The 22,546-nt window shown below is 68.3% G+C and carries 26 protein-coding genes; 9 read left to right on the forward strand and 17 right to left on the reverse strand.

Annotated features, from left to right (window positions below):
- Positions 1-2: 2 nt before the first annotated feature.
- The 4 genes from BKA16_RS21840 to otsB are packed head-to-tail and all read left to right on the forward strand — an operon-like array spanning position 3 to position 3,166.
- The gene (locus tag BKA16_RS21840; protein WP_183372646.1) at positions 3-773 is read left to right on the forward strand and encodes a MerR family transcriptional regulator; all 771 of its coding nucleotides are present in this window, start codon (positions 3-5) and stop codon (positions 771-773) included.
- A gap of 24 nt (positions 774-797) precedes the next feature.
- Positions 798-965 (forward strand): hypothetical protein, encoded by a 168-nt coding sequence (locus BKA16_RS21845; RefSeq protein ID WP_183372647.1) that lies wholly within the window; start codon positions 798-800, stop codon positions 963-965.
- Positions 966-971: 6 nt separating this feature from the next.
- On the forward strand, positions 972-2,393 hold the full coding sequence (locus tag BKA16_RS21850; protein WP_183372648.1) for an alpha,alpha-trehalose-phosphate synthase (UDP-forming): 1,422 nt from the start codon (positions 972-974) through the stop codon (positions 2,391-2,393).
- Positions 2,390-3,166, forward strand: a complete 777-nt coding sequence (otsB, locus tag BKA16_RS21855) for a trehalose-phosphatase (protein WP_183372649.1) — start codon at positions 2,390-2,392, stop codon at positions 3,164-3,166. The genes BKA16_RS21850 and otsB overlap by 4 nt, the downstream gene beginning before the upstream one ends.
- Here otsB and BKA16_RS21860 read toward each other — a convergent pair.
- The gene (locus BKA16_RS21860; protein ID WP_183372650.1) at positions 3,153-3,917 is read right to left on the reverse strand and encodes an SDR family NAD(P)-dependent oxidoreductase; all 765 of its coding nucleotides are present in this window, start codon (positions 3,915-3,917) and stop codon (positions 3,153-3,155) included. The genes otsB and BKA16_RS21860 overlap by 14 nt on opposite strands.
- A gap of 55 nt (positions 3,918-3,972) precedes the next feature.
- Here BKA16_RS21860 and BKA16_RS21865 point away from each other — a divergent pair, with 55 nt between their 5' ends.
- A complete protein-coding gene (locus BKA16_RS21865; RefSeq protein ID WP_183372651.1) occupies positions 3,973-5,073 on the forward strand; it encodes an ROK family transcriptional regulator in 1,101 nt (366 codons plus the stop codon).
- 9 nt (positions 5,074-5,082) lie between these two features.
- On the opposite strand, the gene deoC is transcribed toward BKA16_RS21865, so the two are convergent.
- Positions 5,083-5,760, reverse strand: coding sequence for a deoxyribose-phosphate aldolase (gene deoC / locus BKA16_RS21870; RefSeq protein ID WP_183372652.1), 678 nt, complete (start codon positions 5,758-5,760; stop codon positions 5,083-5,085).
- 28 nt (positions 5,761-5,788) lie between these two features.
- Here deoC and purU point away from each other — a divergent pair, with 28 nt between their 5' ends.
- Positions 5,789-6,685 carry a formyltetrahydrofolate deformylase gene (gene purU, locus BKA16_RS21875; protein WP_183372653.1) on the forward strand — a complete coding sequence of 299 codons (897 nt, stop codon included), beginning with the start codon at positions 5,789-5,791 and terminating at the stop codon, positions 6,683-6,685.
- A gap of 7 nt (positions 6,686-6,692) precedes the next feature.
- Here purU and BKA16_RS24215 read toward each other — a convergent pair whose 3' ends face one another.
- Genes BKA16_RS24215 through BKA16_RS21905 form a run of 6 tightly spaced genes read right to left on the reverse strand, consistent with a single transcriptional unit; the run spans position 6,693 to position 11,147 of the window.
- On the reverse strand, positions 6,693-7,712 hold the full coding sequence (locus BKA16_RS24215; protein ID WP_183372654.1) for an LmeA family phospholipid-binding protein: 1,020 nt from the start codon (positions 7,710-7,712) through the stop codon (positions 6,693-6,695).
- The gene (locus BKA16_RS21885) at positions 7,709-8,530 is read right to left on the reverse strand and encodes a nitrilase-related carbon-nitrogen hydrolase (protein WP_183372655.1); all 822 of its coding nucleotides are present in this window, start codon (positions 8,528-8,530) and stop codon (positions 7,709-7,711) included. The genes BKA16_RS24215 and BKA16_RS21885 overlap by 4 nt, the downstream gene beginning before the upstream one ends.
- Before the next feature lie 43 nt (positions 8,531-8,573).
- Complete coding sequence (locus tag BKA16_RS21890; RefSeq protein WP_183372656.1) at positions 8,574-9,293, reverse strand: hypothetical protein; 720 nt, start codon at positions 9,291-9,293, stop codon at positions 8,574-8,576.
- Positions 9,294-9,331: 38 nt separating this feature from the next.
- The gene (locus BKA16_RS21895; protein ID WP_183372657.1) at positions 9,332-10,111 is read right to left on the reverse strand and encodes a class I SAM-dependent methyltransferase; all 780 of its coding nucleotides are present in this window, start codon (positions 10,109-10,111) and stop codon (positions 9,332-9,334) included.
- Between the two features lie 13 nt (positions 10,112-10,124).
- Positions 10,125-10,637, reverse strand: a complete 513-nt coding sequence (locus BKA16_RS21900; protein ID WP_183372658.1) for a DUF2505 domain-containing protein — start codon at positions 10,635-10,637, stop codon at positions 10,125-10,127.
- A gap of 21 nt (positions 10,638-10,658) precedes the next feature.
- Complete coding sequence (locus BKA16_RS21905) at positions 10,659-11,147, reverse strand: DUF2505 domain-containing protein (RefSeq protein WP_183372659.1); 489 nt, start codon at positions 11,145-11,147, stop codon at positions 10,659-10,661.
- 24 nt (positions 11,148-11,171) lie between these two features.
- Here BKA16_RS21905 and BKA16_RS21910 point away from each other — a divergent pair, with 24 nt between their 5' ends.
- Entirely contained in the window at positions 11,172-12,236 is a 1,065-nt protein-coding gene (locus BKA16_RS21910) for a UDP-N-acetylmuramate dehydrogenase (protein WP_183372660.1), read from the forward strand.
- A gap of 10 nt (positions 12,237-12,246) precedes the next feature.
- On the opposite strand, the gene BKA16_RS21915 is transcribed toward BKA16_RS21910, so the two are convergent.
- The 5 genes from BKA16_RS21915 to BKA16_RS21935 all read right to left on the reverse strand — a co-directional run bounded on the left by BKA16_RS21915 (position 12,247) and on the right by BKA16_RS21935 (position 16,224).
- A complete protein-coding gene (locus BKA16_RS21915) occupies positions 12,247-13,335 on the reverse strand; it encodes an alpha/beta fold hydrolase (protein ID WP_183372662.1) in 1,089 nt (362 codons plus the stop codon).
- 47 nt (positions 13,336-13,382) lie between these two features.
- Entirely contained in the window at positions 13,383-14,132 is a 750-nt protein-coding gene (locus tag BKA16_RS21920) for a MerR family transcriptional regulator (RefSeq protein WP_183372664.1), read from the reverse strand.
- A complete protein-coding gene (locus tag BKA16_RS21925) occupies positions 14,129-14,458 on the reverse strand; it encodes a DUF2516 family protein (protein ID WP_183372666.1) in 330 nt (109 codons plus the stop codon). The genes BKA16_RS21920 and BKA16_RS21925 overlap by 4 nt, the downstream gene beginning before the upstream one ends.
- A 9-nt stretch (positions 14,459-14,467) precedes the next feature.
- Positions 14,468-14,926, reverse strand: coding sequence for a helix-turn-helix domain-containing protein (locus BKA16_RS21930; RefSeq protein ID WP_183372668.1), 459 nt, complete (start codon positions 14,924-14,926; stop codon positions 14,468-14,470).
- Positions 14,927-15,006: 80 nt separating this feature from the next.
- A complete protein-coding gene (locus BKA16_RS21935) occupies positions 15,007-16,224 on the reverse strand; it encodes a DUF445 domain-containing protein (protein WP_183373237.1) in 1,218 nt (405 codons plus the stop codon).
- Positions 16,225-16,363: 139 nt separating this feature from the next.
- Between BKA16_RS21935 and BKA16_RS21940 the strand changes: the two genes are divergently transcribed.
- Together BKA16_RS21940 and BKA16_RS21945 are read left to right on the forward strand one after the other, a co-directional pair.
- Positions 16,364-17,137 (forward strand): TetR/AcrR family transcriptional regulator, encoded by a 774-nt coding sequence (locus tag BKA16_RS21940; RefSeq protein ID WP_221247635.1) that lies wholly within the window; start codon positions 16,364-16,366, stop codon positions 17,135-17,137.
- On the forward strand, positions 17,134-17,982 hold the full coding sequence (locus tag BKA16_RS21945) for a PPK2 family polyphosphate kinase (RefSeq protein ID WP_183372670.1): 849 nt from the start codon (positions 17,134-17,136) through the stop codon (positions 17,980-17,982). Before BKA16_RS21940 ends, BKA16_RS21945 begins: the two co-directional genes overlap by 4 nt.
- Positions 17,983-18,122: 140 nt before the next feature.
- On the opposite strand, the gene BKA16_RS21950 is transcribed toward BKA16_RS21945, so the two are convergent.
- From BKA16_RS21950 to BKA16_RS21965, 4 genes are all read right to left on the reverse strand, one after another.
- A complete protein-coding gene (locus BKA16_RS21950) occupies positions 18,123-18,827 on the reverse strand; it encodes a heparin-binding hemagglutinin (RefSeq protein WP_183372671.1) in 705 nt (234 codons plus the stop codon).
- A gap of 217 nt (positions 18,828-19,044) precedes the next feature.
- On the reverse strand, positions 19,045-19,929 hold the full coding sequence (locus tag BKA16_RS21955; protein WP_183372673.1) for a 3-hydroxybutyryl-CoA dehydrogenase: 885 nt from the start codon (positions 19,927-19,929) through the stop codon (positions 19,045-19,047).
- A 141-nt stretch (positions 19,930-20,070) separates the two neighbouring features.
- Complete coding sequence (aceA, locus tag BKA16_RS21960; protein WP_183372674.1) at positions 20,071-21,363, reverse strand: isocitrate lyase; 1,293 nt, start codon at positions 21,361-21,363, stop codon at positions 20,071-20,073.
- Between the two features lie 391 nt (positions 21,364-21,754).
- Complete coding sequence (locus BKA16_RS21965) at positions 21,755-22,504, reverse strand: hypothetical protein (RefSeq protein ID WP_343067573.1); 750 nt, start codon at positions 22,502-22,504, stop codon at positions 21,755-21,757.
- Positions 22,505-22,546 lie beyond the last annotated feature (42 nt).

Below are 22,546 nucleotides of genomic sequence, written 5' to 3' on the forward strand. Positions count from 1 at the left end.
CGATGACACACGAGAACACCATGTGGACGGTGGGTCGGCTGGCCGACCTCTCGGGCGTGACGGTGCGGACACTGCACCACTACGACGAGATCGGACTGCTCCGTCCCACGCACCGATCCGCGGCCGGATACCGCCTGTACACACGGGACGATCTGGTCCGGCTGCAGCAGATCGTGGTGTACCGGCGGCTCGAGACGCCGCTCGATCAGATCGCCGGACTCCTCGACGGATCCGACGACGCCGTCGAGCATCTGCGCCGTCAGCGTGCCGTCGTCACCGCCAGACGCGATGAGCTCGACGAGCTCGTCGTCGCGATCGATCACGCATTGGAGCGAGAGATGAACGACACCCCGGCCACCGACGAAGACATGCGCGAACTGTTCGGCGACGGATTCTCCGACGAGTATCAGGCCGAAGCGGAGCAGCGATGGGGAGACACCGACAAGTGGGCGCAGTCCCGGGCCCGCACCGCGACGTACACCAAGGCGGACTGGACACAGATCAAGCGGGAACAGGACGCGTCGAACGACGCCTTCATCGCGGCCAAGCGGGCGGGCGAACCGGCCGACGGCGACACCGCCGTCGCCGCCGCCGAACAGGCCAGAATCCACATGAACACCTGGTTCTACGACTGCGACCACGAGTTCCACCGCTGCCTGGGCCAGATGTACGTCGACGACCCGCGGTTCACGGCCACCTATGACGACCTCGAACCCGGGCTGGCGCGGTACGTCCGCGACGCGATCGTCGCCAACGCGGAACGGAACGGCTGAGCCGGTCGAGGTAGCATCTGGTACATGCCTGCTAAGACCCAAGACAACGCCGCAGACGACGAACTGGCCCCCGTGGCCGACGAGACGGCGCTGGCCGCGCGGCGCGTCGTCGCGAGCTACGCGACCGACGCCGACGAGTGCCGGATGCTCATGTCGATGCTGGGAATCTCGCCGGACGAGCCCGCCGCCTGATTCGACATGGCTGACTTCGTCGTCGTAGCCAACCGCCTACCGGTCGACAAACGGATCGAGCCCGATGGGACCGTCACGTACAAGCGTGCGCCCGGCGGGCTCGTCACAGCGCTGACACCGACCCTGGCGACGCACTCGGGTGCGTGGGTCGGCTGGAGCGGGGCCCCGAACTCCACCGACGACCCGCGAGTCGACGGCATCGACCTCACGTCGGTGCCGTTGACCGAGGCCGAGATCGCCGATTACTACGAGGGTTTCGCCAATTCGACCCTGTGGCCGCTGTATCACGACCTGCTCGTGGAACCGGTCTTCGACCACGACTGGTGGTCGACGTACGTCGAGGTCAATCGGAAGTTCGCGCAGGCCGCGGCCGATGCCGCCGACCGCGGCGCCACGGTGTGGATCCACGACTACCAGCTGCAGCTGGTGCCGCAGATGCTCCGCGACCTGCGTCCCGATCTGCGGATCGGCTTCTTCCTGCACATCCCGTTCCCGCCGTATGAGCTGTTCACCCGACTCCCCTGGCGGGAGGAGCTCCTGCGTGGACTGTTGGGCGCCGACCTCATCGGCTTCCATCTGCCCGGCGGCGCCGAGAACTTCCTGACACTGGTCCGCCGCGTCCTGAAGCTCGACGCCTCCCGCGATCCGGTCGGCGTGCGCGACGGTCTCGGCGCCATTCGAGACGGCGGACGAACGGTCCGCGTGGGATCGTTCCCCATCTCGATCGACGCCGCGAACGTCGCGGAGCAGGCCGCCGCCACCACCGATCGTGCTGCTCAGATCCGCGCCGAGCTCGGGAATCCGTCGACGATCCTGTTGGGGGTGGACCGCCTCGACTACACCAAGGGCATTGACGTCCGGCTCGACGCCCTCGACGCGCTGTTCGCCGCGGGCCGGCTCGACCCCGCCGACACCGTGTTCGTCCAGCTGGCGAGCCCGAGCCGAGAGAACGTCGACAGCTACATCGCCGTGCGCGGGCGCATCGAACGCGCCGTCGCCCACATCAACGGGACACACGGTACCGTCGCGTCGCCGCCGATCCGCTATCTGCTGCGGCCCGTGGCCCGCGACGAACTCCTCGCCTACTTCCGCGCCGCGGACGTCATGCTCGTGACGCCACTGCGCGACGGTATGAACCTGGTGGCCAAGGAGTACGCGGCCGCCCGCTCCGATCTGGGCGGGGCGCTGGTGCTCAGCGAGTTCACCGGCGCGGCCGCCGAGATGGATCGGGCGTACCTGGTGAACCCGTACGATCCACGCGACGTGCAGGACATGATCGTCGCCGCGGCGACCGATCCGGCCGATCGACGGCGTGAGCGGATGGCCGCCCTGCACCGGCAGGTCGTCGATTTCGATGTCGACCTGTGGTCGCGGAGCTTCCTGCAGTGTCTGGCCGGAGCCGCCGCGGAGAACGAGTCGACCCGGTGAGCCCCACCGCACGGGCGACGCCGCTGGGCGACGCCCTCGCCGAGTTCGCCTCGCTCGACCGCGTGCTGATCGCCTCCGACTACGACGGCTGCGTCGCTCCGATCGTCTCGCGGCCCGAGGACGCCGTGCCGAACGCCGAGTCGATCGACGCGCTGCGCGCCGCCGCCGACCTGCCCGGCACCTGGGCCGCCCTCGTGTCCGGTCGGGCCCGCGCCGACCTCGCCGCATTGTCGGGTCTGCGCGAACCGGTGACGCTCGTCGGCAGTCACGGCGCCGAGTTCGAGGCCGGATTCGACGATCCCGTCACCGCGGAACAGCAGGCCCTCCTGAAGTCTGTCATCGCCGAGTTCGATTCCATCTCCGCACGATTCCCCGGTACCAGTGTGGAGACGAAACCGGCGAGCACCACCCTGCACGTGCGGAACGCATCCGATGACGACGCCCGCGCCGCACTGGCACTCGCCGTCGATGGACCGGCCGCGTGGGACGGCGTGTACGTGACGCACGGCAAGGCCGTCATCGAACTCGCCGTCATCGAGACGAGCAAAGGTCACGCCCTCGATCGGCTGCGCGACCGGGTGCACGCACAGGCCGTCCTCTACCTCGGCGACGACATCACCGACGAGAAGGCCTTCGCCCACCTGAATCTGCCGGGCGACGTCAGTGTCAAGGTCGGCGGCGGCGCCACCGGGGCCAAGTTCCGCATCGCCGACCCCGACGAGGTGGCGCAGGTCCTGTCGACGGTCGCCTACCTGCGCGCTATCCGGTCGTGATGTTGCGGCGGGCGCTTGCCTGATCGCGCGGCATGAGGCGGATCTGATCGAGGTTCACGTGCGGCGGGCGGGACGCGACGAACGAGATCACCTCGGCGACGTCCTCGGCCACCAGCGGGGTCAGACCCTCGTACACGGCGTCGGCGCGTGCCTCGTCGCCACTGAAGCGGACCAGCGAGAACTCGGTCTCGACCATGCCGGGCAGGATCTCGGTGAGTCGTATCGGCTTGCCCAGCAGTTCCGGACGCAGCGTGCGATGCAGCACCGCCTGACCGTGTTTGGCCGAAGTGTAGCCGGAACCGTTGTCGTAGGCCTCGATCGCGGCGATCGACGTGATCGTCACGATGAGTCCGTCCCCCGAGTCCTCCAGCAACGGCAGCAGTCCCTTGGTCACGCGCAGGGTGCCGAGGACGTTGGTCTCCCACATCCACCGCCAATCGTCGAGGTCGGCATCGGCCACCGACGCCACCCCCTTCGCACCGCCCGCGTTGTTGATCAGGACGTCGACACGATCGAGCGAGGCGATGAACGCTTCGACCGACTGATCGTCCGTCACATCGAGACGCTGTGCGCGGCCGCCGATCTCGGCGGCGAGCGCCTCGATCCGATCGGTGCGGCGCGCGCCGACGACGACGTGATACCCGTCGCGGGCCAAGGCGCGGGCCGCCGCCTCGCCGATGCCCGAACTGGCACCGGTCACCACGGCGACCTTGCGGAGGGAATCGTCGCCGACGACTGCTGAATCACTCATGGCTCTCCAGTCTAAGCCCCCGTGGCACATCGGGATCGACTGCTAGATTCGACCCATGATCGGTAGTGGAGTGGTCCCCGCCAGCCTGCGTATCGGGACCGGCCCCACCGCCGCCGTCCTGCACGCCGTCCGTGTGCACGGTCCGGTGACCCGCGACCAGATCGTCGCCGCGGTCGACCTCTCCCCCGCCACCGTCAATCGACAGGTCAACGCGCTGTTGGAGGCGAGGATCGTCACCGAGCGTCCCGATCTGGTCGATCCGGGCGCCATCGGCCGCCCCAAGCTGCCGTTGACGCTCGACCGCGACCACTACTGCGTCGCGGGCATGCACATCGGCGCGCGCCGCACCGCGCTGGTCATCGCCGACCTGCGCGGGCGCACCCTGTACTCGCATGCCGTCCGGACCTCCGACGTCGCCGACCTGTGCGGTCAGCTCGCCTCGCTCGCCGACCGATTCTCCGGCCGTCGCATGCTGTGGGGCGGCGCCGCGATCGGCGGGGCGGTCGACGCGGCGTCCGGAGTCGTCGACCATCCGATCCTCGACTGGCGGCACCAACCGCTCGGCGACGAGTTGACCACGGCCCTCGGGGTTCCGGTGTCGGTGGCCGAGCACGTGCAGGCCATGGCCGCCGCCGAGCTGATCCTCTCCGGTGCGATGGTCCGCGGCACGTCCGGGCTGTTCTTCTACGCTCGCGAGACCGTCGGCATGGCGATGACCTTCGGCGGCCAGGTGTACCAGCCTGCGCACGGGGCGGGGACCATCGCCGGGCTCACCGTGGTGCCCGGTGTCCTGGCCGAGACACCTGTCGCCCCGTTGCAATCGGTGATCGGTTCGGCGGCGCTGACCGAGGCCGCCGCCCGGCTCGACATCGAACCGGGCTCGAACCGGCTCGCCGACGAACGCGCCCGCGTGCTCGGTGAGGCCGTCGCCGCGATGCGCGACGTGGTGAACCCTGACGAGATCGTCGTCGCGGGCGACGCCTTCGCCGCCCACCCGCAGGGACTCGCGCCGGTGCAGGCAGCCTTCGACTCGACCACCTCCATCACGCGGCCGCTCGAGATCGTGCCGACCTGTTTCGGCGTTCACGTCCCCGAAGCCGCCGCCGTCGCCGTCGCACTGTCCGCCGTGTACATGGACCCGCTCGCCGTGGTGTGAGAGTCGCCGCTACTCGGCGAAGCCCTCCAACACGGCGCGCGAACCGGACAGACCGAGGCGGGACGCGCCGGCCGCGATGAGTTCGGCGGCGAACTCGGCGGTCCGGATGCCACCGGAGGCCTTGACGCCGATCGACGGGCCGACGGCCTCGCGCATCACCTGTACGGCGCGGACGCTCGCACCTCCTGCCGGATGGAACCCGGTCGAGGTCTTCACGAAGTTCGCACCGGCGTCCACGGCTTTGCGGCACACCCGGGCCAGACCGTCGTCGCCGATCGTCTCCAACAGCACGGCCGACTCGACGATCACCTTGAGGAGCGCGTCCGGGCCGACGCCCTCGCGGACGGTGAGGACGTCGGCGAACACCTCGTCGTAACGCCCGTCGACGGCCGTGCCGACGTCGATCACCATATCGATCTCCTGCGCGCCGTTCTCGACGGCGAACCGCGCCTCGGCAGCCTTCACCAGCGAATGATGCTTGCCGGACGGGAACCCGGCGACGACGCAGGTCCGGGCGGCGCCGGTGTCGATCGGCAGCATCGACGGCGACAGGCAGACCGCGTGCACACCGAGGTCGAGGGCCTCCGCGACGGCGGCGTCGGCGTCGGCGCGGGTGGCTTCCGGCTTGAGCAGAGTGTGGTCGACGAGGGCCGCGACGGCGGCCCGGTTCAGGTTGCTGTTCGTCACAACTTAAGAGCTTGGCACACTTGAACGGGTGAGCACCTCCCAGACCACCGCGTCCCCCTCCGCCGACGAGCGCCGCCTCGTGCTGACTCTCGGCTGCCCCGACCGCACCGGCATCGTCGCCGCGATCTCCGGATTCATCGCCGACATCGGCGGCTGGATCACGGAGGCCGCCTACCACTCCGACTCCCAGTCCGGCTGGTTCTTCACCCGCCAGGCGGTCCGCGCCGACAGCGTCGATCTGACTGTCGATCAGATGCGCGCCCGATTCGCGGAGGTGGCCGCGCAGATCGGCCCGGACGCCGAGTGGACGCTCACCGACACCGGCGCCCGCAAATCGGTGGTGCTGCTGGTGAGCCGCGACAGCCACTGTCTGATCGACCTGCTCGGTCGTGCCGAGCGCGGCGAGTTCCCCGCCGACATCCGCGCCGTCGTCGGCAACCACCGTGACCTCGAAGAGCTCACGACCCGCTTCGGCGTGCCGTTCCACCACATCCCGTTCCCGGCCGACGGCAAACCCGCCGCGTTCGCCGAGCTGGCACGCGTCGTCGACGGTTACGAGCCGGACGCGATCGTCCTGGCGCGCTTCATGCAGATCCTGCCGGCCGACCTGTGCCAGGCGTGGGCGGGACGCGCCATCAACATCCACCACAGTTTCCTGCCGAGCTTCGTCGGCGCGCGCCCGTACCATCAGGCGTTCGACCGCGGAGTGAAGCTCATCGGCGCCACCTGTCACTATGTGACCGCCGACCTCGACGCCGGGCCGATCATCGAGCAGGACGTCAGCCGCATCAACCACGACTACCAGGCGGCCGACATGGTGCGGCAGGGTCGTGACATCGAGGCGCTCGTGCTCTCCCGCGGCGTCCGCTGGCACCTGGAGGACCGCGTGCTGGTCCACGGTCGCAAGACGGTGGTGTTCCAGTAGAGCCCGATCAGATCGAGCAGCCGCCCGAGGACTGACCCGACGAGTCGGTGTTCTCGGCGGCCTGTTTCAGGTTCACGTCGCTGCCGGAGAAGGTGAAGTCGATACCGTCCTTGCCGACGTCGAACTTGCTCACCTTGATCTGCTTGAACAGCGGACCGAACATCGTCGTGGTCACCTGGTCGACGATCGGCTGTGCGAAATCGGCGGGCAGACCGAACATGAAGGCGGTGGCGTCGGTGACGGTGAACTCGACGGCGCCGTTCTTGAGGGTCGGCTTCAATGTGACGGTCGCGGGCACCGAGATGAACGTGATCGGCACCTCGGTCTTCAACTTGATCGTTCCCGCGTTCTCGTCGGCACTGATCCCCGTGATCTTCGCACCGCTCTCCACACCGGCGTCGTTGGTCAGTTCGGTGATCCGCTTGTAGGGCAGATAGCCGTTGCCGTCGAGCGATTTGACGGTGCCGCCGTCGGTGCTGATGTCCTCGGCGCGGGCGTGTAGACGCATGTCGGTGGCGTCGCCGTCACGGGTGTCGACCTGCACCCACGGGACGTCGCTGCCGAACACCGACAGCAGCATCGGCTTACGCGAGACCGACACGTCGGTCGATGCACCGGTGAGACTGCCGAACGCGTTCTCGATGCAGCCGGTCACCTTGTGGCGCATGAAGAGTTCTGATCCCACGCCCGCGATCACCAGGAGCAGGACGAGGGCGGCCGCGATCAGCCCGTAGGTGCGACGACGCCCTCGCTTGTTCGCGACGGGGGCCGACCGGGTGACCGGGACGTCGGGAGAGGACTGCGCGGTCGGGATGCTCGGATCGGTTCCGATCGGTGCGAACGCGCCGCTGTCCATCGCTTCCATGCGTGCGGTCGGGGGCCGCGCCGCCTGCGAATAGGCGTGCGTCGCGGGGTCGGCGGGTAGACGGTTCGGGTCGATCGGCCCGGTGACGACCTCGCCGGTCGGGGCGTCCGTCTCGGTCGCGTCCTCGTTCTTGCCCTCGTCGTTCTTGCCCTCGTCTGTCACTTCGCATCGGTCCCATCCAGGCGGGGAATGTCGCGACGATTGGCGAGTGTCGCCAGCGCCGCACGCGCCTTGTCGGTCCGGGACAGGTCGAGATCGTGCACGTCGACCCGCTGCCCGGAGTCGTAGTCGGCGATCACGCTACCGAACGGATCTGAGATTCGGCTATGACCGATCCCCGTGGGAGCCGCCGACTCGCGCACCGCCGGATCGTCGGGCAGCGCCTGCCCCACGGCCGCGACGAACGCCGTCGCGTCGAGTGCGCGCGCGGATGCGAGCAGTTCCCACTGCTCCCGCTTTCCGGGCCCGGAGCCCCACGACGCTGGGACGACGATCAGTTCGGCATCGCGGCGGGCCAGTTCGACGAACAGTTCGCCGAAGCGGATGTCGTAACACGTGGCGACCCCTATTCGGTGACCCGCGAGGTCGAAGACGAGCGGCTCGTCGCCGGGTGCGACGGTCGCGGACTCGCGGAACCCGAGTGCGTCGAATAAATGAATCTTGTCGTAGCCGAGCGGTTCGCGGCCGGGGCGCGCGATGAGGAGGGTGTTGCGGATCCGGCCGTCGGGCGACGGTGTGAACATGCCTGCGACCACCGCGACGCCGGTCTCGTCGGCGACGGTCCGCACCCCGGACGCCCACGGGCCGTCGAGCGGTTGCGCCACGCCGCGGAGCGAGACACCGAACCTGCACATCGCGGCTTCGGGAAAGACGATCAGTTCTGCGCCGGATCCGGCGGCCCGGCGCGTCTCGTCGACGATCCTGGTCAGGTTGGCGGCGGGGTCTGTTCCGGTCGAGATCTGTGCCATCGCGAGCCGCACGGTCGTGTTCCTCCTGCAGATGTTGGACGAACCTCGATGCTACTCACTGATACCTCGTGGAGCCCTCCGGACCGTCCGATGAACTGATGTACTTGGCGAAGCAGTGGTCGTGATCGAGCGATTGGGCCCGGCACCACGCGAGCGCGGACTCGGGCGTCGAGAACGACTGCGCCGACACGATGATCCACCAGTTCGGGTCGGAGAACACCGGCCAGTCGGCGGCGCGCAGCAGCTTCACATTCGGATAGCGCGACGCCATCCCCCGGTACTCGGCCAGGATCGCCTGGCTGTCCCAGGCGCGGCCCTCGGCGTACACGCCCGGCCACTTCGCGCTGATCTGCGCCGCCCATCGATGGTCGTGGTGTGCACGCACATCGGCGGTGTCGGTCTGCGACGTCGACGCGAGCGTGCCCGCGGCGTCGGCCTCCGGATCGGCGGGCACCGTGGTGGTGACCTCGGTGGCGCCCTGCTGCTGCACCGTCTCCGTTGCGGTGGCCGTGTCGTTCGAAGCGTCGTCGCCGGTGAACTCGATCGCGAGAACGACACCGGCGACGACCAGCGCGACCACGCAGGCGATCGCGAGTCCGATGACCACTCCGCGTGCGACACTCGAGCCGCGCTGCGGCGGGTGAGCGTACGGGTGGGGGTACTGGTACTGCTGTGGATACCGCTCGGGCAGCGGGCCGCCGTGCATGGTCTGCGCGTAGTGGTCTACGTTCTGCTGCGGACCCCCGTACGGTCCCGGTTCGTCCGGCCTCGACATGCGCTCATCGTAGTCGCAGACGGCGCCGGTTCTGCGGTCTATGCCGGATCGGCGACGAGTGACCACGGGACGGTCAACATGTTGTCGACACGGCGTCCGCGCGGGATCGACACCGGGAGTCCCTCGTCGCGGAGGGCGCGCACCGCGACGCGCCACCGATCGCGCGGTCCGAACGCGGCCTGCGGGGCCGCACGATCCCACGCGCGGTCGGCGCGCGTGAGCAGTTCGTGGATCGGCGCACCCGGGACATTGTGGTGGATGAGCGCCTTCGGCAGCCGAGGCGCCAGCTCGGACGGCCGATCGGTGTGCTCGGGCGACCAGCACAGCGTCAACTCGATCGGACCGTCCTCGTCGAGGAGCACCCAGCAGCAGCGTCGACCGATCTCATCGCAGGTGCCTTCCACGATGAGTCCGCCGGGAGCGAGCCGGGACCGCATGAGCGTCCACGCGTCGCGGACCTCGTCCTCGTCGTACTGGCGCAGGACGTTGAACGCACGCACCAGATTGGGCCGCAGCCCGGCCAGCTCGAATCCGCCGAGCGCGAAGCGGACGCCGTCGCGCGGCTCCACGATGCGGGCCGGGTCGATCTCGAGTCCGACGAGGTCGAGTCCCGGAACAACGGCGCGCAGCCGCCTCGCCATCTCGACGGCGGTGTCCGGACGTCCGCCGTAGCCGAGGTCGACGGCCAGCGGGCTCGGCCCGGCGCACGCGGCGAGCACGCGCCGGTCCCCGGCCATGGCTCGATCGATGCGTCGAAGCCTGTTGATGTTGGTGGTGCCGCGAGTGATTCGGCCGGTCGGCCGACGCGGCCCGCTCACGAGCGGGAGCAGATCATGCGAGGTTGGCTGCGACCCAGTCGGCGGTGAACTCGGCTTCGCCGCGGAACAGGTCGACGAGGTTGACCAGCATCAGCTGTTCGAGCTTCCCGTTGATGAACGGCAGATACACCTTGACCTCGGTGGTCTTGCGGATGGTGCAGCCGGTCTCTGTGTCGAAGAGCTCCTGGTCGCCGGTCAACGAGCCGGGGCCCGCGGGGATCGACGCCGTGTAGGTGCCGGCGGTTCGGGCGGGATCGTACGCGTCGAGGGTCTCCACCCGCGTGATGATCATGTCCTTCTTCATCACGGTCTGCGCGATCGACGGCAGCATGTCGCGGGTGAGGGTCTGCTGCAGGACCACGCGCATCCCGCCGCTGCCGGAGTCGAACTCCTCGACATGAGAGATCGGCGTCAGCTCGCGGAATCCCTCCATGAGGTCATCCCAGTACTGCCGCTGCATCTGCGCCTGGTAGAGCTTCTCCGCCGGGTGCTCGTAGCGGGCGGAGTAACTGAGCCGTCGTGCCATACGGTCAGAGTAACTTCCTGGTTAACCCTTGTGGAAATCGACGGTGGCGTCGTGTTCGGCGTCCAGGAGCAGTTCCACCTGCTCGATGACGGCCTTCTCGATCCTTCCGCCGACGAATGGGATCGACACGTCGACGGTGCCCGTGTACTGGGCGTTCGCCTGCGCACCCGTGATCACGATGTCACCGGAGATCTTCGCCGGGGCACCGGTCACCGACGCCTCCATCCGACCGATGACGGTGTCGCCGGAGAGTCGGAAGACACACGTGCGGGGGATCTCCAGATCGCCGGGTCGTACCGCGGTCACGGCTTTGGGAAGATTGGACTCGTCGACACCCTGCCGGGTCACGACCGTCACCTCGTCGCCGTCGAGGGCGAACGACTCGAGCACCCCGTGGTCGGAGTTCGTAGCCTGCAGCAGGTCACGCCAGTACTGCTCGCTCGTGAGCAGACCCCAGTAGTCCTGAGTGGAGAACGGGAAGCTGACCGAGTGCTCGAAGTTGCTCGACATGGATGAGAGGTTACCGTTACCGGCATGACTCACGCACAGCCGCTGTCTGCGTTCACCACTCTGCGTCTCGGCGGGCCCGCCGCCGACGTCGTCGAGGTGTCCGACACCGCTGTGCTCGTCGACACCGTGACCGGCCTCGACCGGGCCGGAACGCCGATCCTGCTGATCGGCGGCGGCTCCAATCTGGTGATCGGCGACGAGGGATTCGCCGGCACAGCCGTCGTGATCGGCACGTCGGGCGTCGAATTCGGCAGCGACGACGACGGGCCGTTCGTGACGGCCGAGGCCGGGACCGATTGGGACGCGCTCGTCGCCGCGACGGTCGACGCCGGTTTCGGCGGCCTCGAATGCCTGTCCGGGATCCCCGGCGCCGCGGGTACCACCCCGGTGCAGAACGTCGGCGCGTACGGCGTCGAGGTGGGCGACGCGCTGCGCGGTGTGCAGTTGCTCGATCGGGCCGACGGACAGACCCGGTGGGCGGCGCCGTCGGAGTTGGCACTCGGCTACCGCACGTCGAACCTGAAGGGCCGCGACACTCACGTCGTGTTGGCGGTCAGCTTCCGCCTGAACCCCGACGGCGTCTCCGCACCCATCGCCTACCGGGAGTTGGCGCGGCGCATCGGGGTCGACGAAGGCGCGACGGCCGAGGCCGCCTTGGTCCGGGACGCCGTGCTCGATCTGCGCCGCGGCAAGGGCATGGTGCTCGATCCCGCCGACCACGACACGTGGAGCGCGGGATCGTTCTTCACCAACCCGATCGTGCCCGCCGACCGCATCGACGAGGTGCTCGAGCGGATCCGCGGCGTCGTCGGCGACGACGCCGCGATCCCCTGCTTCCCCGGGGACGCCGGCTCCAAGCTGTCTGCCGGATGGCTCATCGAACGCGCGGGCTTTCACCGCGGTCATCCGTCCGAGGACGCACCCGTCCGCCTGTCGACCAAGCACACGCTGGCCCTGACGAACAGAGGCGCGGCGACCACCGCGGACCTCGTGGCGCTGGCGACGACGGTCCGCGACGGCGTCCGCGACACCTTCGGCGTCACGCTGCACCCCGAACCGGTGTTCGTGGGCTGCGCGCTGCCGGCGTAGTGGAGACCGCTCAGACCTCGAGCGGGTGCGCTGCGGCCACGTCGTCGAGCACCTGGTCGAGCAGACGGTTGTACTGGACCGCCCGCTCGATGGGCACCATGTGGCCCGCGCCCGGGTACTCGGTGATCGAATGCAGCACACCGTTCCCGCGCAGCACCTGCGCCATCTCCTCGGCGTGCTCGGGGCTGGTCAACCGGTCCGCGGAGCCGACGACGACGGCCGTGGGCACGGTGATCTTGGCCAGTCCGGGACGCAGATCGAGGCTGTACATCGCCGCTCCCCACGCGGCGCGCGCCGTCGGGGAGCACGCGGCGATCTGCTCGTCGGAGAAGTCGACGTGTGCCTGGCGGGCCACCGGCCCGAGCGCGACGTAGTGGGTGATCCGCTCCGTGATCGCCGAGTTCGCGGGCAGCGGCAGCGGCGTCGACACGAACGCGCGTTCCACCAGCGGCTCGAACGGCCGGGCGAACGCGGGCAGGTTCTTGGGCACCAGGAGTTGACGCTGCACCACGCCGAACGCCGCGGTGGAGGTCAGCACGATGCCGGAGATCTTCTCCTCCATCCCGGCGCCGAACTGCGCGGCCCACGACATGATCGTCATACCGCCCATGCTGTGCCCCACCAGGACCGCGCGCTTGCCGTCGGGCACCAACTCGTCGATCACGGCCTGCAGGTCCCGGCCGAGGAGTTCGGCGGTGGGCTTGGTCGAACCCATCTCCGACAGTCCGTGTCCGCGCTGGTCGTAGGCGATCAGCGCACGACGGCCGCCGAGATGCCCGACCTGCGCGTTCCAAAAGCCGGTGTTGCACGTCCAGCCGTGGATCAGGATCACGATCTCGTCGGCCGCGTCGACGTCGCCGGAGATCACCGCGTGCAGCAGGGTGCCGTCGGACGCGCCGACGACCGACGAGCGCGCGCCGCTCGGCGCGGCCAGCAACGGGTCCGGCCCGTCGTCGATCGGCTTCGGGTAGCGGTACGCCTCGCGCAGGAGCGCACCTCCGATGACGCCGAGCTCGGCCGCGGTGACGGCGACTCCAGCCGCCCCTACGCCGACTACCGCGGCTGCGGCACGCCGCCACCTGCTTCGCGACTGACCCATGACACTTCTCCTATCGATGAAATCCTGGCCCCCACGCCACAGGGGATTCACTCCGCGGTCGGTTCCGCGTCCTGCTCGCGCGCGGTCTCGAACAGCTCGCCCGCCCTGCCGACCGCCCGAGATATCTCGTCGTCGAGCGCCTTGCTGAACGCCGACTCGACGATCTCGTGGGCCATCGGCCGCACGGTCTGGATGAGTTCGGCGATCTGCGTGACGTTCTTGTCGTCCAGTCCCGGCAGGTTCTCGTCGAAGTACTTGTCGGTGATCAGTGCGACGAAGCTCGAGGCGACGTCGGCGAGGTCCTGCTCCACGCGCACCCACATGTCGAGCAGCACGTCGACGTCGATCCCCGCCTTCACCAGGGCCTCCGCGCTGGCGAGGACCTCCGGATTACGCACCGCGTAGTGTGCGCCGTCCTTGGTGAGCAGCCCCAGCTTCTGGCTGACCGCGATCGCTCGATCGGAGCCGCCCAGACTCTTGCGGAACTCGGTGATCGTGATGGTCGCCGCGCGTTTGAGGTTCATGAAACGGCTCTGCTTGGGCGACGCGCGGAGCACGTGCTCCACTTTCATCCCGTAATGCGCGGCGTGCAGCAGCTCGCTGATGGTCGCGAAGGTGTATCCGCGTTCGAGCATTCGGGAGATCAGGTTGAGTCGCACGAGATGCTCGTCGGAGTACCAGCCGGTCCGTCCCCGGATCGTCGGCGCCGGCAGGAGTCCCCGGTCCTGGTAGACCCGGATGTTGCGGACGCTCACGCCGGAGACCTGCGCGAGGTCGTTGATGCGGTACTCGGTCATCCGAGCTTCCGGAACCAACGCCGATTCAGCACCTCATCCACCCGCACGCGCACGTCGACGATGTACACCATCACGGCGATCACGCCGATCAGGAAGAACATGATCAGGCTCATCCCGTAGGTCGCGGTGAACAGCCAGATCAACAGGTTCGACACCGCGAGCATCGCGACCCAGAAGGTCTTCGACTGCGCGTCCACGGCCGTGAACGCGTCGGGGCGCGTGATGGCCGCGTGCACCAGGGCCACCAGCGCCGACAGTCCGCCGATGACGCCGAGAGCGAGCAGAATGTAGGTCTGCGCGTTCACCACCACAGTTTGTACAGTCACGTGGCCACCTTACCCACGTCCGTTGTCACCGTCGGAGGAAGCATCCGCGGAGACGGCGTCGTCGCCGGTCGCGTTCTCCCTGCGGAACGAGTCGTAGATCTCCAACAGCATCTGCTTCTGGCGCTCGCTGATCGACTCGTCGACCAGCAGTGCGTCGCGGACCGGACTGGCCGGACGCTCTTCGAGGATCCCGGCGCGCACGTAGAGGACTTCGGCGGACACTCGCAGGCCCTTGGCGATCTGCGCGAGGACGTCGGCCGACGGTTTGCGGAGGCCGCGTTCGATCTGCGAGAGGTACGGGTTGCTGACTCCGGCGCGTTCGGCGAGCTGCCGCAGCGACACCTTCGCCGACATCCGCTGGGCTCGGATGAACCCGCCGATGTCCTGTGCGGCCGCGGCGACCGCTTCGGCGGCTTCGACCGCCGGACTGTCGCTCGCGTTGTCGTCGGAATGCTGCTTGGAGCTCACGTCGCTACCTGCTCTCTCGTCCGCGATCCAGTCTGCCGAAGCGGTGCTAGCAGATGCAAGCACTTCGGTCGTGTGACTGGTCACCCGAACAGCAGAACCGACACCGTGTAGATCACCAGACCGGCCAACGCTCCGACGACGGTGCCGTTGATGCGGATGAACTGCAGGTCACGTCCCACTTGGAGTTCGATCTTGCGACTGGTCTCCTCGGCGTCCCATCCCCGGACCGTGTCGGTCACCACGGTGATGATCTCGGTGGAGTAGTTCTCGGCGACGTGCCGGGCGATCCGCGCGACCCACGTGTTCATCTTCTCCTGCAACGGACGGTCCTCGCTGATCCGGACTCCGAGCCGCACGACGGCGTCGGAGATCGACGTCCGCAGCGTCGACGACGGATCGTCGAGCATCTGCTCGATCACGTCCTTGCCGGTCTGCCAGGCGGTCGACGCCGCACCGCCGACCTCGTCGCGACCGAGCAGCTCGGCCTTGATCTCCTCGAACCGGGCGATGGTGTTCTCGTCGTATTGGAGTTCGTGGGCGAAGTCCTTGACGAACTCGTGCAGCGCCCGCCGGAGGTCGTGGTCGGGGTCGGCGCGCACCCTGTAGGTGAACTCGGTGAGTTCGCGGTAGATCCTTTCACCGACGAGGTTGTTGACGAAGTTCGGCACCCAGGCCGGTCCGTCACGGTCGACGACACGATCGATGAGGTCCTGGCTGTCGAGCGCCCAGTCGTGGGCCCGATCGCACAGCATCGCGATGATCGGCTCCACCCTGTTCTCGTCGACGAGCTGCTCGAGGATCCGGCCGGCGGGCGGCGCCCACAACGGTTCGGCCGCCCACTTCAGAACGGCCTGGATGAACTTCTCGACGTCCTCGTCGCGGAGCATCTCCGCGCCGAGTCGGATGGCACGCGACACCTCGTCGTTGACGCGCGGGGCGTTGACGGGGTCGGCGAGCCACCCGGACACCCGGCGCGGCAGGTCGAGGTCGACCGCCCGCGAGACGATCACCTCCGGGGTCATGAAGTTCTGTTCGATGAACTCGCCGAGCTGGTCGCCGATCTGATCCTTCTTGCGCGGGATGAGCGCGGTGTGCGGGATCGGCAGACGCAACGGCTGCCGGAACAGTGCGGTCACCGCGAACCAGTCGGCGAGTGCGCCGACCATGCCCGCCTCGGAGGCCGCCCGCACATAGCCCACCCAGGATCCGACGTCGGCGCCGTCGCGATGCTCGAGCCACCTCATCAGGAGGTAGACGACGGCCGCGCCGAGCAGGAACGACGTCGCGACGATCTTCATCTTCCGCAGATCACGCCTGCGCTGGGCGTCCCCGGCCGCGTCGAAGCCCGCCGGAGTCGATTTCGTGGGAGGCCCCGACGGCCCCAAGGTTGTCGACACCTACACAGTGTTCCCGAACACCTACTAAAGTCGCTAGGTGATGCCTACTCTGAACCCTCTGTCGACCGCGTCGGTCGCAGTGAACGCCGCCCGCACGCTGACTCACGAACTCGAGCAGCGCATTCTCGGTCCCGCCGTCGAGGCGGTGGCCGGCGACGGGCGCAAGCAGCGGTGGGAGCAGCACAAGCAGACGCGTCGCGCGGAGTTGACGGCGGGCACGGTGGACGCGATCCGCGTCCTCGGCCCGAACGCAGGCATGGACGAGATCGCCGCTCACGTGGGCGTGTCGAAAACGGTGCTGTACCGCTACTTCACCGATAAGAACGATCTGGCCGCGGCGGTCACCGTCACGTACATGGAGTCCACGCTGCTTCCGTTGTTGACCGACGTCCTCACCGACGATCTGGCCGACTACGACCTGGTCCGGACCGTGATCGGCGTGTACGTGGAGACGGTCGCCGCCGATCCCAACGTCTACGTGTTCACCACCGGACGCTCGTCGGGCAGCAGTTCCGCGGCCTACACCGAACGGATCTTCACCGGCGCGGTGCGATCGACGATCGAGCAGCGGCTGGGCGCGCGCGGTGCACAGGTCCGCGGCGCCAGAACGTGGGCGACGGCGATCGTCGGCGCGATCATCCGGGCCGTCGACGGATGGATCTCGAGCCAGGAGCAGCCGACGTCCGAGCTGGTCGACGAGTTGACGATGCTCGTGTGGAGCGGGCTGGTCGGGATCGTGTCGATGAACGGCGACCCGGAGGCGTTCGCGGCGCATCCCCCGCCGATGCCGCCGCTGCCGGAGGAGTCCGAGTGAGCAGTCGGTGGCACAGTCCTCGCACCGCGCTGCGTGCGCACGCGGCCGGCCCCGTCGCCGATTTCGACGCGGACGGCACCCCCGGATACGACGGTGACAAGGAGAGCGGCGAGAAGGATCTGCGCAGGGTCGGCGCCGAGCTGTCCGATCTTCAGGAGAAGCTGTTCGCACAGGGCCGCTCGGGCGGCGAGCGTTCCGTGCTGCTGGTCCTGCAGGGCATGGACACCGCGGGCAAGGGCGGGATCGTCCGGCATGTGGGCGGTCTGCTGGATCCGCAGGGTCTGTCCGTGACCGGCTTCGGAAAGCCGACGCCCACCGAGCTCGAACACGACTTCCTGTGGCGCATCCGCAAGGCGCTGCCGCCCGCCGGCCGGATCGGGATCTTCGATCGTTCGCACTACGAGGACGTCCTGCCGGTGCGCGTCCACTCGCTCGTCCCGGAGTCCGTGTGGCGCGGCAGATTCGACGAGATCAACGCCTTCGAGGCCGAGCTGGCCGCATCCGACACGACGATCGTCAAATGCGCGCTCATCCTCTCGAAGGACGAGCAGAAGGCCCGCTTCACCGAGCGGGTGGAGCGCCCGGACAAGTACTGGAAGTACGATCCGAACGATCTCGCCGAACGCGCCCATTGGGACGAGTACCTCGAGGCGTACCAGGACGTGTTCGACACGACGGACACCGACGTCGCCCCGTGGTATCTGATTCCGGCGAACCACAAGTGGTTCTCCCGACTGGCGGTCGCCCGAATCCTCCTCGAGACCATGCGCGATCTGGATCTGTCCTGGCCGGAGGCGGCGTTCGACGTCGAGGCGGAACGCGAGCGGGTCGCCGCGCTCGACTGAACGTTCCCCGTCTCTGCTCGTCGAGCATCGACCGCGTGTCGAGGGCCCACGCCCGCGACGACGAGCGCCGGTCCGCACAGACGCCGAAGGGCGGAGACTCCTCGGGAGTCTCCGCCCTTCGGCGTCTGTGCGGGAAGGACCTACTGAGCGGTCTTCTTCGCGGCGGCGGGCTTGGCGGCGGCGGGCTTGGCGGCCGGCTTCTTCGGCGCGGCCTTGCGGGTCTTCGCCTCGACGGTGCCCGCGGCACCGGCGACCTTCTGCGCGGCGACCGTGGTGTCGGCCTTCACCTTGGTCGCGGCCTGCTCGACCTTCTCGGCGACCGCCTCGGCCTTGTCCGACGCCTCGGCGAGGTCGACGGCGGCGTCCTCCACCTGGTCGGCGGCGCGGCCGACGAGTCCGGCGGCGCGCTCACCGACGGCGCGGGTCTGCGACGAGACGGCGCCGAGCGCGTCCTCGGTGAGGTCGACGGCGTCGTTGTACGCCTTCTCGACACGGTCGAGGTTCTCGGCGACGGCGGTGTTCTCGCGCAGGCGGGCGACCGCGGTCTCGCCGCGCTCGGCGAACGAGTTGTAGATGCCGGTGGCGGCCTCGATGTACGGGTCGGCGAGCTTGCGGAGCTCTTCGGCGGTCAGCTTGCCGCGAAGGTCCTCGAGGCTGGGGACCTCGTTGGGCAGATCGCTGATCAGGGTGCGGGTGCTCTCGATCCGGGTCTGGGCGGCTTCGCGGCGAGCCTCGGCGCGGGTGCGCAGCTCGGCGATGGCTTCCTTGACCTCCTGGACGGCGGCGTCGCCGGCGCCGACGACGGCGAAGACCGGGGTGGGAAGGGTGCGTTCGACGGTGCTCATGGGAACTCCTCGGTTGGATTTTCTGACACTCCGAGTATCGCGAAATATGCTAACTAATGCAAGCACTCTGCTAGCGAACGTGGCTGAAGTCACGATTGCCGATCATGAAACTCGCTGCAGGAAACCTTTCAGACCTGCAGATTCAACACTCTCGCAATGTTCGATCCACCGGACCAGTGTTGTAATCACTGCTTGCAGAAGTGTCGACAGGTCGCAATCAGACGTCCGCGACGACCCGGTCTCCGTACAGGTAGAACCCGTGCCCGCACTTACGACCGAGACGACCGGCCTCGACCAGGCGCAGGAGCAGCCCGGGTGGCGCATACAGCGGTTCGTCGTACTCGCGGTGCATCCGATCGGCGATCTCGGCGACGTTGTCGAGGCCGACCAGGTCGGCGAGTTTGAGCGGTCCCATCGGATGGGAGCATCCGAGCACCATGGCGGTGTCCACATCGTCGACGGTCGCGAATCCGTTCTCGACCATCCGAACCGCCGACAGCACATACGGCACGATCAGCGCGTTCACGACGAAGCCCGTGCGGTCACCCGAGCAGATCACATGCTTGCCGAGGACGTCGTGTGCGAAGCCCTTCGCAGCCTGCGCCACACCGTCGTCGGTGACCGAGGTGGTGACCAGCTCCATCAACGGCAGCGCCGGAACCGGATGGAAGAAGTGCATCCCGATCACCCGAGACGGATCCGCGGTGGCGGCGGCCAGCGCCGAGATGGGCACCGCCGAGGTGTTCGACGCGAGGATGGTCGACGGTGCGACGATGCCGTCCAGTCGTGCGAACACCTCCGTCTTGACGTCCTCGTCCTCATCGATCGCCTCGACGACGAGATCCCGGTCGGCGAAGTCGGCGAGGTCGAGAGTGAAGCGCAGCCCCCGCGCCACGCGCTCGCGCTCGCGCTCGGTGAGCGTCCCGTGCGACACGGCCTGATCGAGCGAGCGCTGGATGCGCGCCCGGCCGGCCGACACCAGGTCGCGGGCTCCGTCGTAGACGAGCACATCGCAGTCGGCCCGAGCGCAGACCTCCGCGATGCCCGCACCCATCTGTCGGGCGCCGACGACGCCGATGCGGGAGATCGTCTCACTCTCCATTGCGGACTCCTGAGGTTGACCCGAGACGGGGCGGACAAGAGAAGATCCCGGGCAGGATGGAGGGCACACTGCCCCCACCCGGCCCGGGATCGTCATTGCTTCTCTCTCGACCTCACGCGTATGCGAGGTCGGGCGCGGTTCCTAGTGGAACTGGCCCTCTTCGGTCGAGCCCTTGAGAGCTGCGGTCGACGTGTTCGGGTCGACCGTGGTGGCGATCTTGTCGAAGTAGCCCGCGCCGACCTCGCGCTGGTGCTTGGTGGCAGTGTAGCCGCGCTCCTCGGCAGCGAACTCGCGCTCCTGCAGCTCGACGTAGGCCGACATCTGGTTGCGGGCGTAGCCGTGAGCCAGGTCGAACATCGAGTAGTTGAGGGCGTGGAAGCCGGCCAGGGTGATGAACTGGAAGGTGAAGCCCATCGCGCCGAGCTCGTTCTGGAACTTGGCGATGGTGTCGTCGTCCAGGTGCTGCTTCCAGTTGAACGACGGCGAGCAGTTGTAGGCCAGGAGCTGGTCCGGGAACTCCGCCTTGACGGCCTCGGCGAACTTCTTCGCGAGCTCCAGGTCGGGCTTGCCGGTCTCCATCCAGATCAGGTCGGCGTACGGAGCGTAGGCCTTGGCACGAGCGATGCAGGGCTCGACACCGTTCTTGATGCCGTAGAAGCCCTCCGAGGTGCGGGTGCCGTCCAGGAACGGGCGGTCGCGCTCATCGACGTCCGAGGTCAGCAGCGTGGCGGCCTCGGCGTCGGTGCGGGCGATCACGACCGTCGGGGTGTTGGCGACGTCGGCGGCCAGACGGGCCGAGGTCAGGGTGCGGATGTGCTGCTGGGTCGGGATCAGCACCTTGCCACCGAGGTGGCCGCACTTCTTCTCCGAGGCGAGCTGATCCTCCCAGTGGGTGCCTGCGGCGCCCGCGGCGATCATGGCCTTCTGGAGCTCGTAGACGTTGAGCGCGCCACCGAAGCCCGCTTCGCCGTCGGCGACGATCGGGACGACCCAGTTGTCGACCGAGTCGTCGCCCTCGACGGCGGCGATCTCGTCGGCGCGCAGCATCGCGTTGTTGATGCGACGGACGACGTTCGGCACCGAGTTGGCCGGGTACAGCGACTGGTCCGGGTAGGTGTGGCCCGAGAGGTTCGCGTCGCCGGCGACCTGCCAACCGGACAGGTAGATGGCCTTCAGACCGGCGCGGACCTGCTGCACGGCCATGTTGCCGGTGAGGGCGCCGAGGGCGTTGATGTAGCTGCCGTCGCCCTTGGTGACGCCGTCCCAGAGGATCTCGGCGCCGCGCCGAGCGAGGGTGTTCTCCTCGACGACACTGCCCTGGAGCTGTGCGACCTGCTCTGCGGTGTACTCGCGCTTGATGCCCTTCCAGCGCGGGTTGGTGTCCCAGTCCTGCTGGATCTCGGCGGCGGTACGCGGCTTTCCGACGTTGCTCATAGCCTTCGCTTTCGTTAGAACTGCGCGGACGCAGTGTCTTCTTGGGTCTGAGGACTCACCGGTTGCGAACCGACGTGAACCCGGAGGCGATGCCTGCCAAGAGAGTGCCACAGAACGAACGACCTGGTCCAGACCATTTCGATGTTAAGTTCGGGCATCGTGTTGTCAGTTTTTGCAAATCTTGCGAAGATCGACACATGCACCGATGCGCACCGCGTCGCCAAAAAGTACGCACGTACTGGGAAAACGGCGAGCCGCACGCGACGACCGACCGGAGACACCGGCGCACACCGGGTCGACACCCCCGGTCACAGCAATCCACGCCTGTGACCGAATTCACCCTACTGGGGAGTACGAAAACGGGTCGACCGACCCGCGGAGGTCGGCTCGCCTACCGCGTGCTCGCGCGCTCGATCGCGTCGGCCACGAGTGCGGTGAACTCTTTCTCGCTCACCGGCGGCTCGGCAGCGGGTACCGCCGCCTCGTTGCCGCCGATCCCCAACTGCAGGGTGAACTCCTCGGCGCCGGGCGTCTTGACCAGCACGTTCGCGACATACGCGCTGCGGGCGCGCACCGAACCGTCGGGAAAGGTCTTCACCGAATCGGTGCGGACCAGGTACGACTGGGCCACCGCATCGTCGCGTAGGGCGGGGAGTTCGGTCGTCGTGGTGACGATGCGCGCACCCGCCAGCGACCCCGTCGTCGGGAGGGAGGTCACCACCCGGCACGGACCGCTCGTGTCGCGGCGATCGGCGTCGATGTCACGGACGACGGTGCTGATCAATTCGGTGAGCGTGCCGGTGTCCGACTGGCCGGCCAACAGCACGGTGTCGTCGGTGGACAGGTGCGGGTTGAACTTCGCGTCCGCGGTCGGACGGCACTCCTCGGGTTCGAACGTCACGGTGGCGGCCTGTTCGAGCGTCGCGCGGTTGGCCGCGATCATGTCGTCCACCTGGAACGGCACCGCGGTGAATCCCGCGGGCAGCGCGTCACCGGGCAGCAGACGTGCGGGCAGCGCCGTCCCGACGTCGACGGGCTCACCCGAACCACAGGCGGCCAGGGCCGTCGCCGCGACAGCGGCGACGACTGCGGCCATGATGGTGGAGCCCGGACGCGACGGAGTCGGAATCGCACTGTGCACGCGGTCACCGTACCGGGTGGACTCGGCCGGAGAAGGAGACAT

It is taken from the genome of Gordonia humi, assembly GCF_014197435.1.
GTDB classification, from domain to species: domain Bacteria; phylum Actinomycetota; class Actinomycetes; order Mycobacteriales; family Mycobacteriaceae; genus Gordonia; species Gordonia humi.

Coding starts and splice junctions, on each gene's coding strand:
- BKA16_RS21840 (WP_183372646.1), top strand. CDS start 3: ATGACACACGAGAACACCATGTGGACGGTGGGTCGGCTGGCCGACCTC.
- BKA16_RS21845 (WP_183372647.1), top strand. CDS start 798: ATGCCTGCTAAGACCCAAGACAACGCCGCAGACGACGAACTGGCCCCC.
- BKA16_RS21850 (WP_183372648.1), top strand. CDS start 972: ATGGCTGACTTCGTCGTCGTAGCCAACCGCCTACCGGTCGACAAACGG.
- BKA16_RS21860 (WP_183372650.1), bottom strand. CDS start 3,917: ATGAGTGATTCAGCAGTCGTCGGCGACGATTCCCTCCGCAAGGTCGCC.
- BKA16_RS21865 (WP_183372651.1), top strand. CDS start 3,973: ATGATCGGTAGTGGAGTGGTCCCCGCCAGCCTGCGTATCGGGACCGGC.
- BKA16_RS21890 (WP_183372656.1), bottom strand. CDS start 9,293: ATGTCGAGGCCGGACGAACCGGGACCGTACGGGGGTCCGCAGCAGAAC.
- BKA16_RS21900 (WP_183372658.1), bottom strand. CDS start 10,637: ATGGCACGACGGCTCAGTTACTCCGCCCGCTACGAGCACCCGGCGGAG.
- BKA16_RS21905 (WP_183372659.1), bottom strand. CDS start 11,147: ATGTCGAGCAACTTCGAGCACTCGGTCAGCTTCCCGTTCTCCACTCAG.
- BKA16_RS21910 (WP_183372660.1), top strand. CDS start 11,172: ATGACTCACGCACAGCCGCTGTCTGCGTTCACCACTCTGCGTCTCGGC.
- BKA16_RS21915 (WP_183372662.1), bottom strand. CDS start 13,335: ATGGGTCAGTCGCGAAGCAGGTGGCGGCGTGCCGCAGCCGCGGTAGTC.
- BKA16_RS21920 (WP_183372664.1), bottom strand. CDS start 14,132: ATGACCGAGTACCGCATCAACGACCTCGCGCAGGTCTCCGGCGTGAGC.
- BKA16_RS21935 (WP_183373237.1), bottom strand. CDS start 16,224: ATGAAGATCGTCGCGACGTCGTTCCTGCTCGGCGCGGCCGTCGTCTAC.
- BKA16_RS21940 (WP_221247635.1), top strand. CDS start 16,364: ATGCCTACTCTGAACCCTCTGTCGACCGCGTCGGTCGCAGTGAACGCC.
- BKA16_RS21950 (WP_183372671.1), bottom strand. CDS start 18,827: ATGAGCACCGTCGAACGCACCCTTCCCACCCCGGTCTTCGCCGTCGTC.
- BKA16_RS21955 (WP_183372673.1), bottom strand. CDS start 19,929: ATGGAGAGTGAGACGATCTCCCGCATCGGCGTCGTCGGCGCCCGACAG.
- aceA (WP_183372674.1), bottom strand. CDS start 21,363: ATGAGCAACGTCGGAAAGCCGCGTACCGCCGCCGAGATCCAGCAGGAC.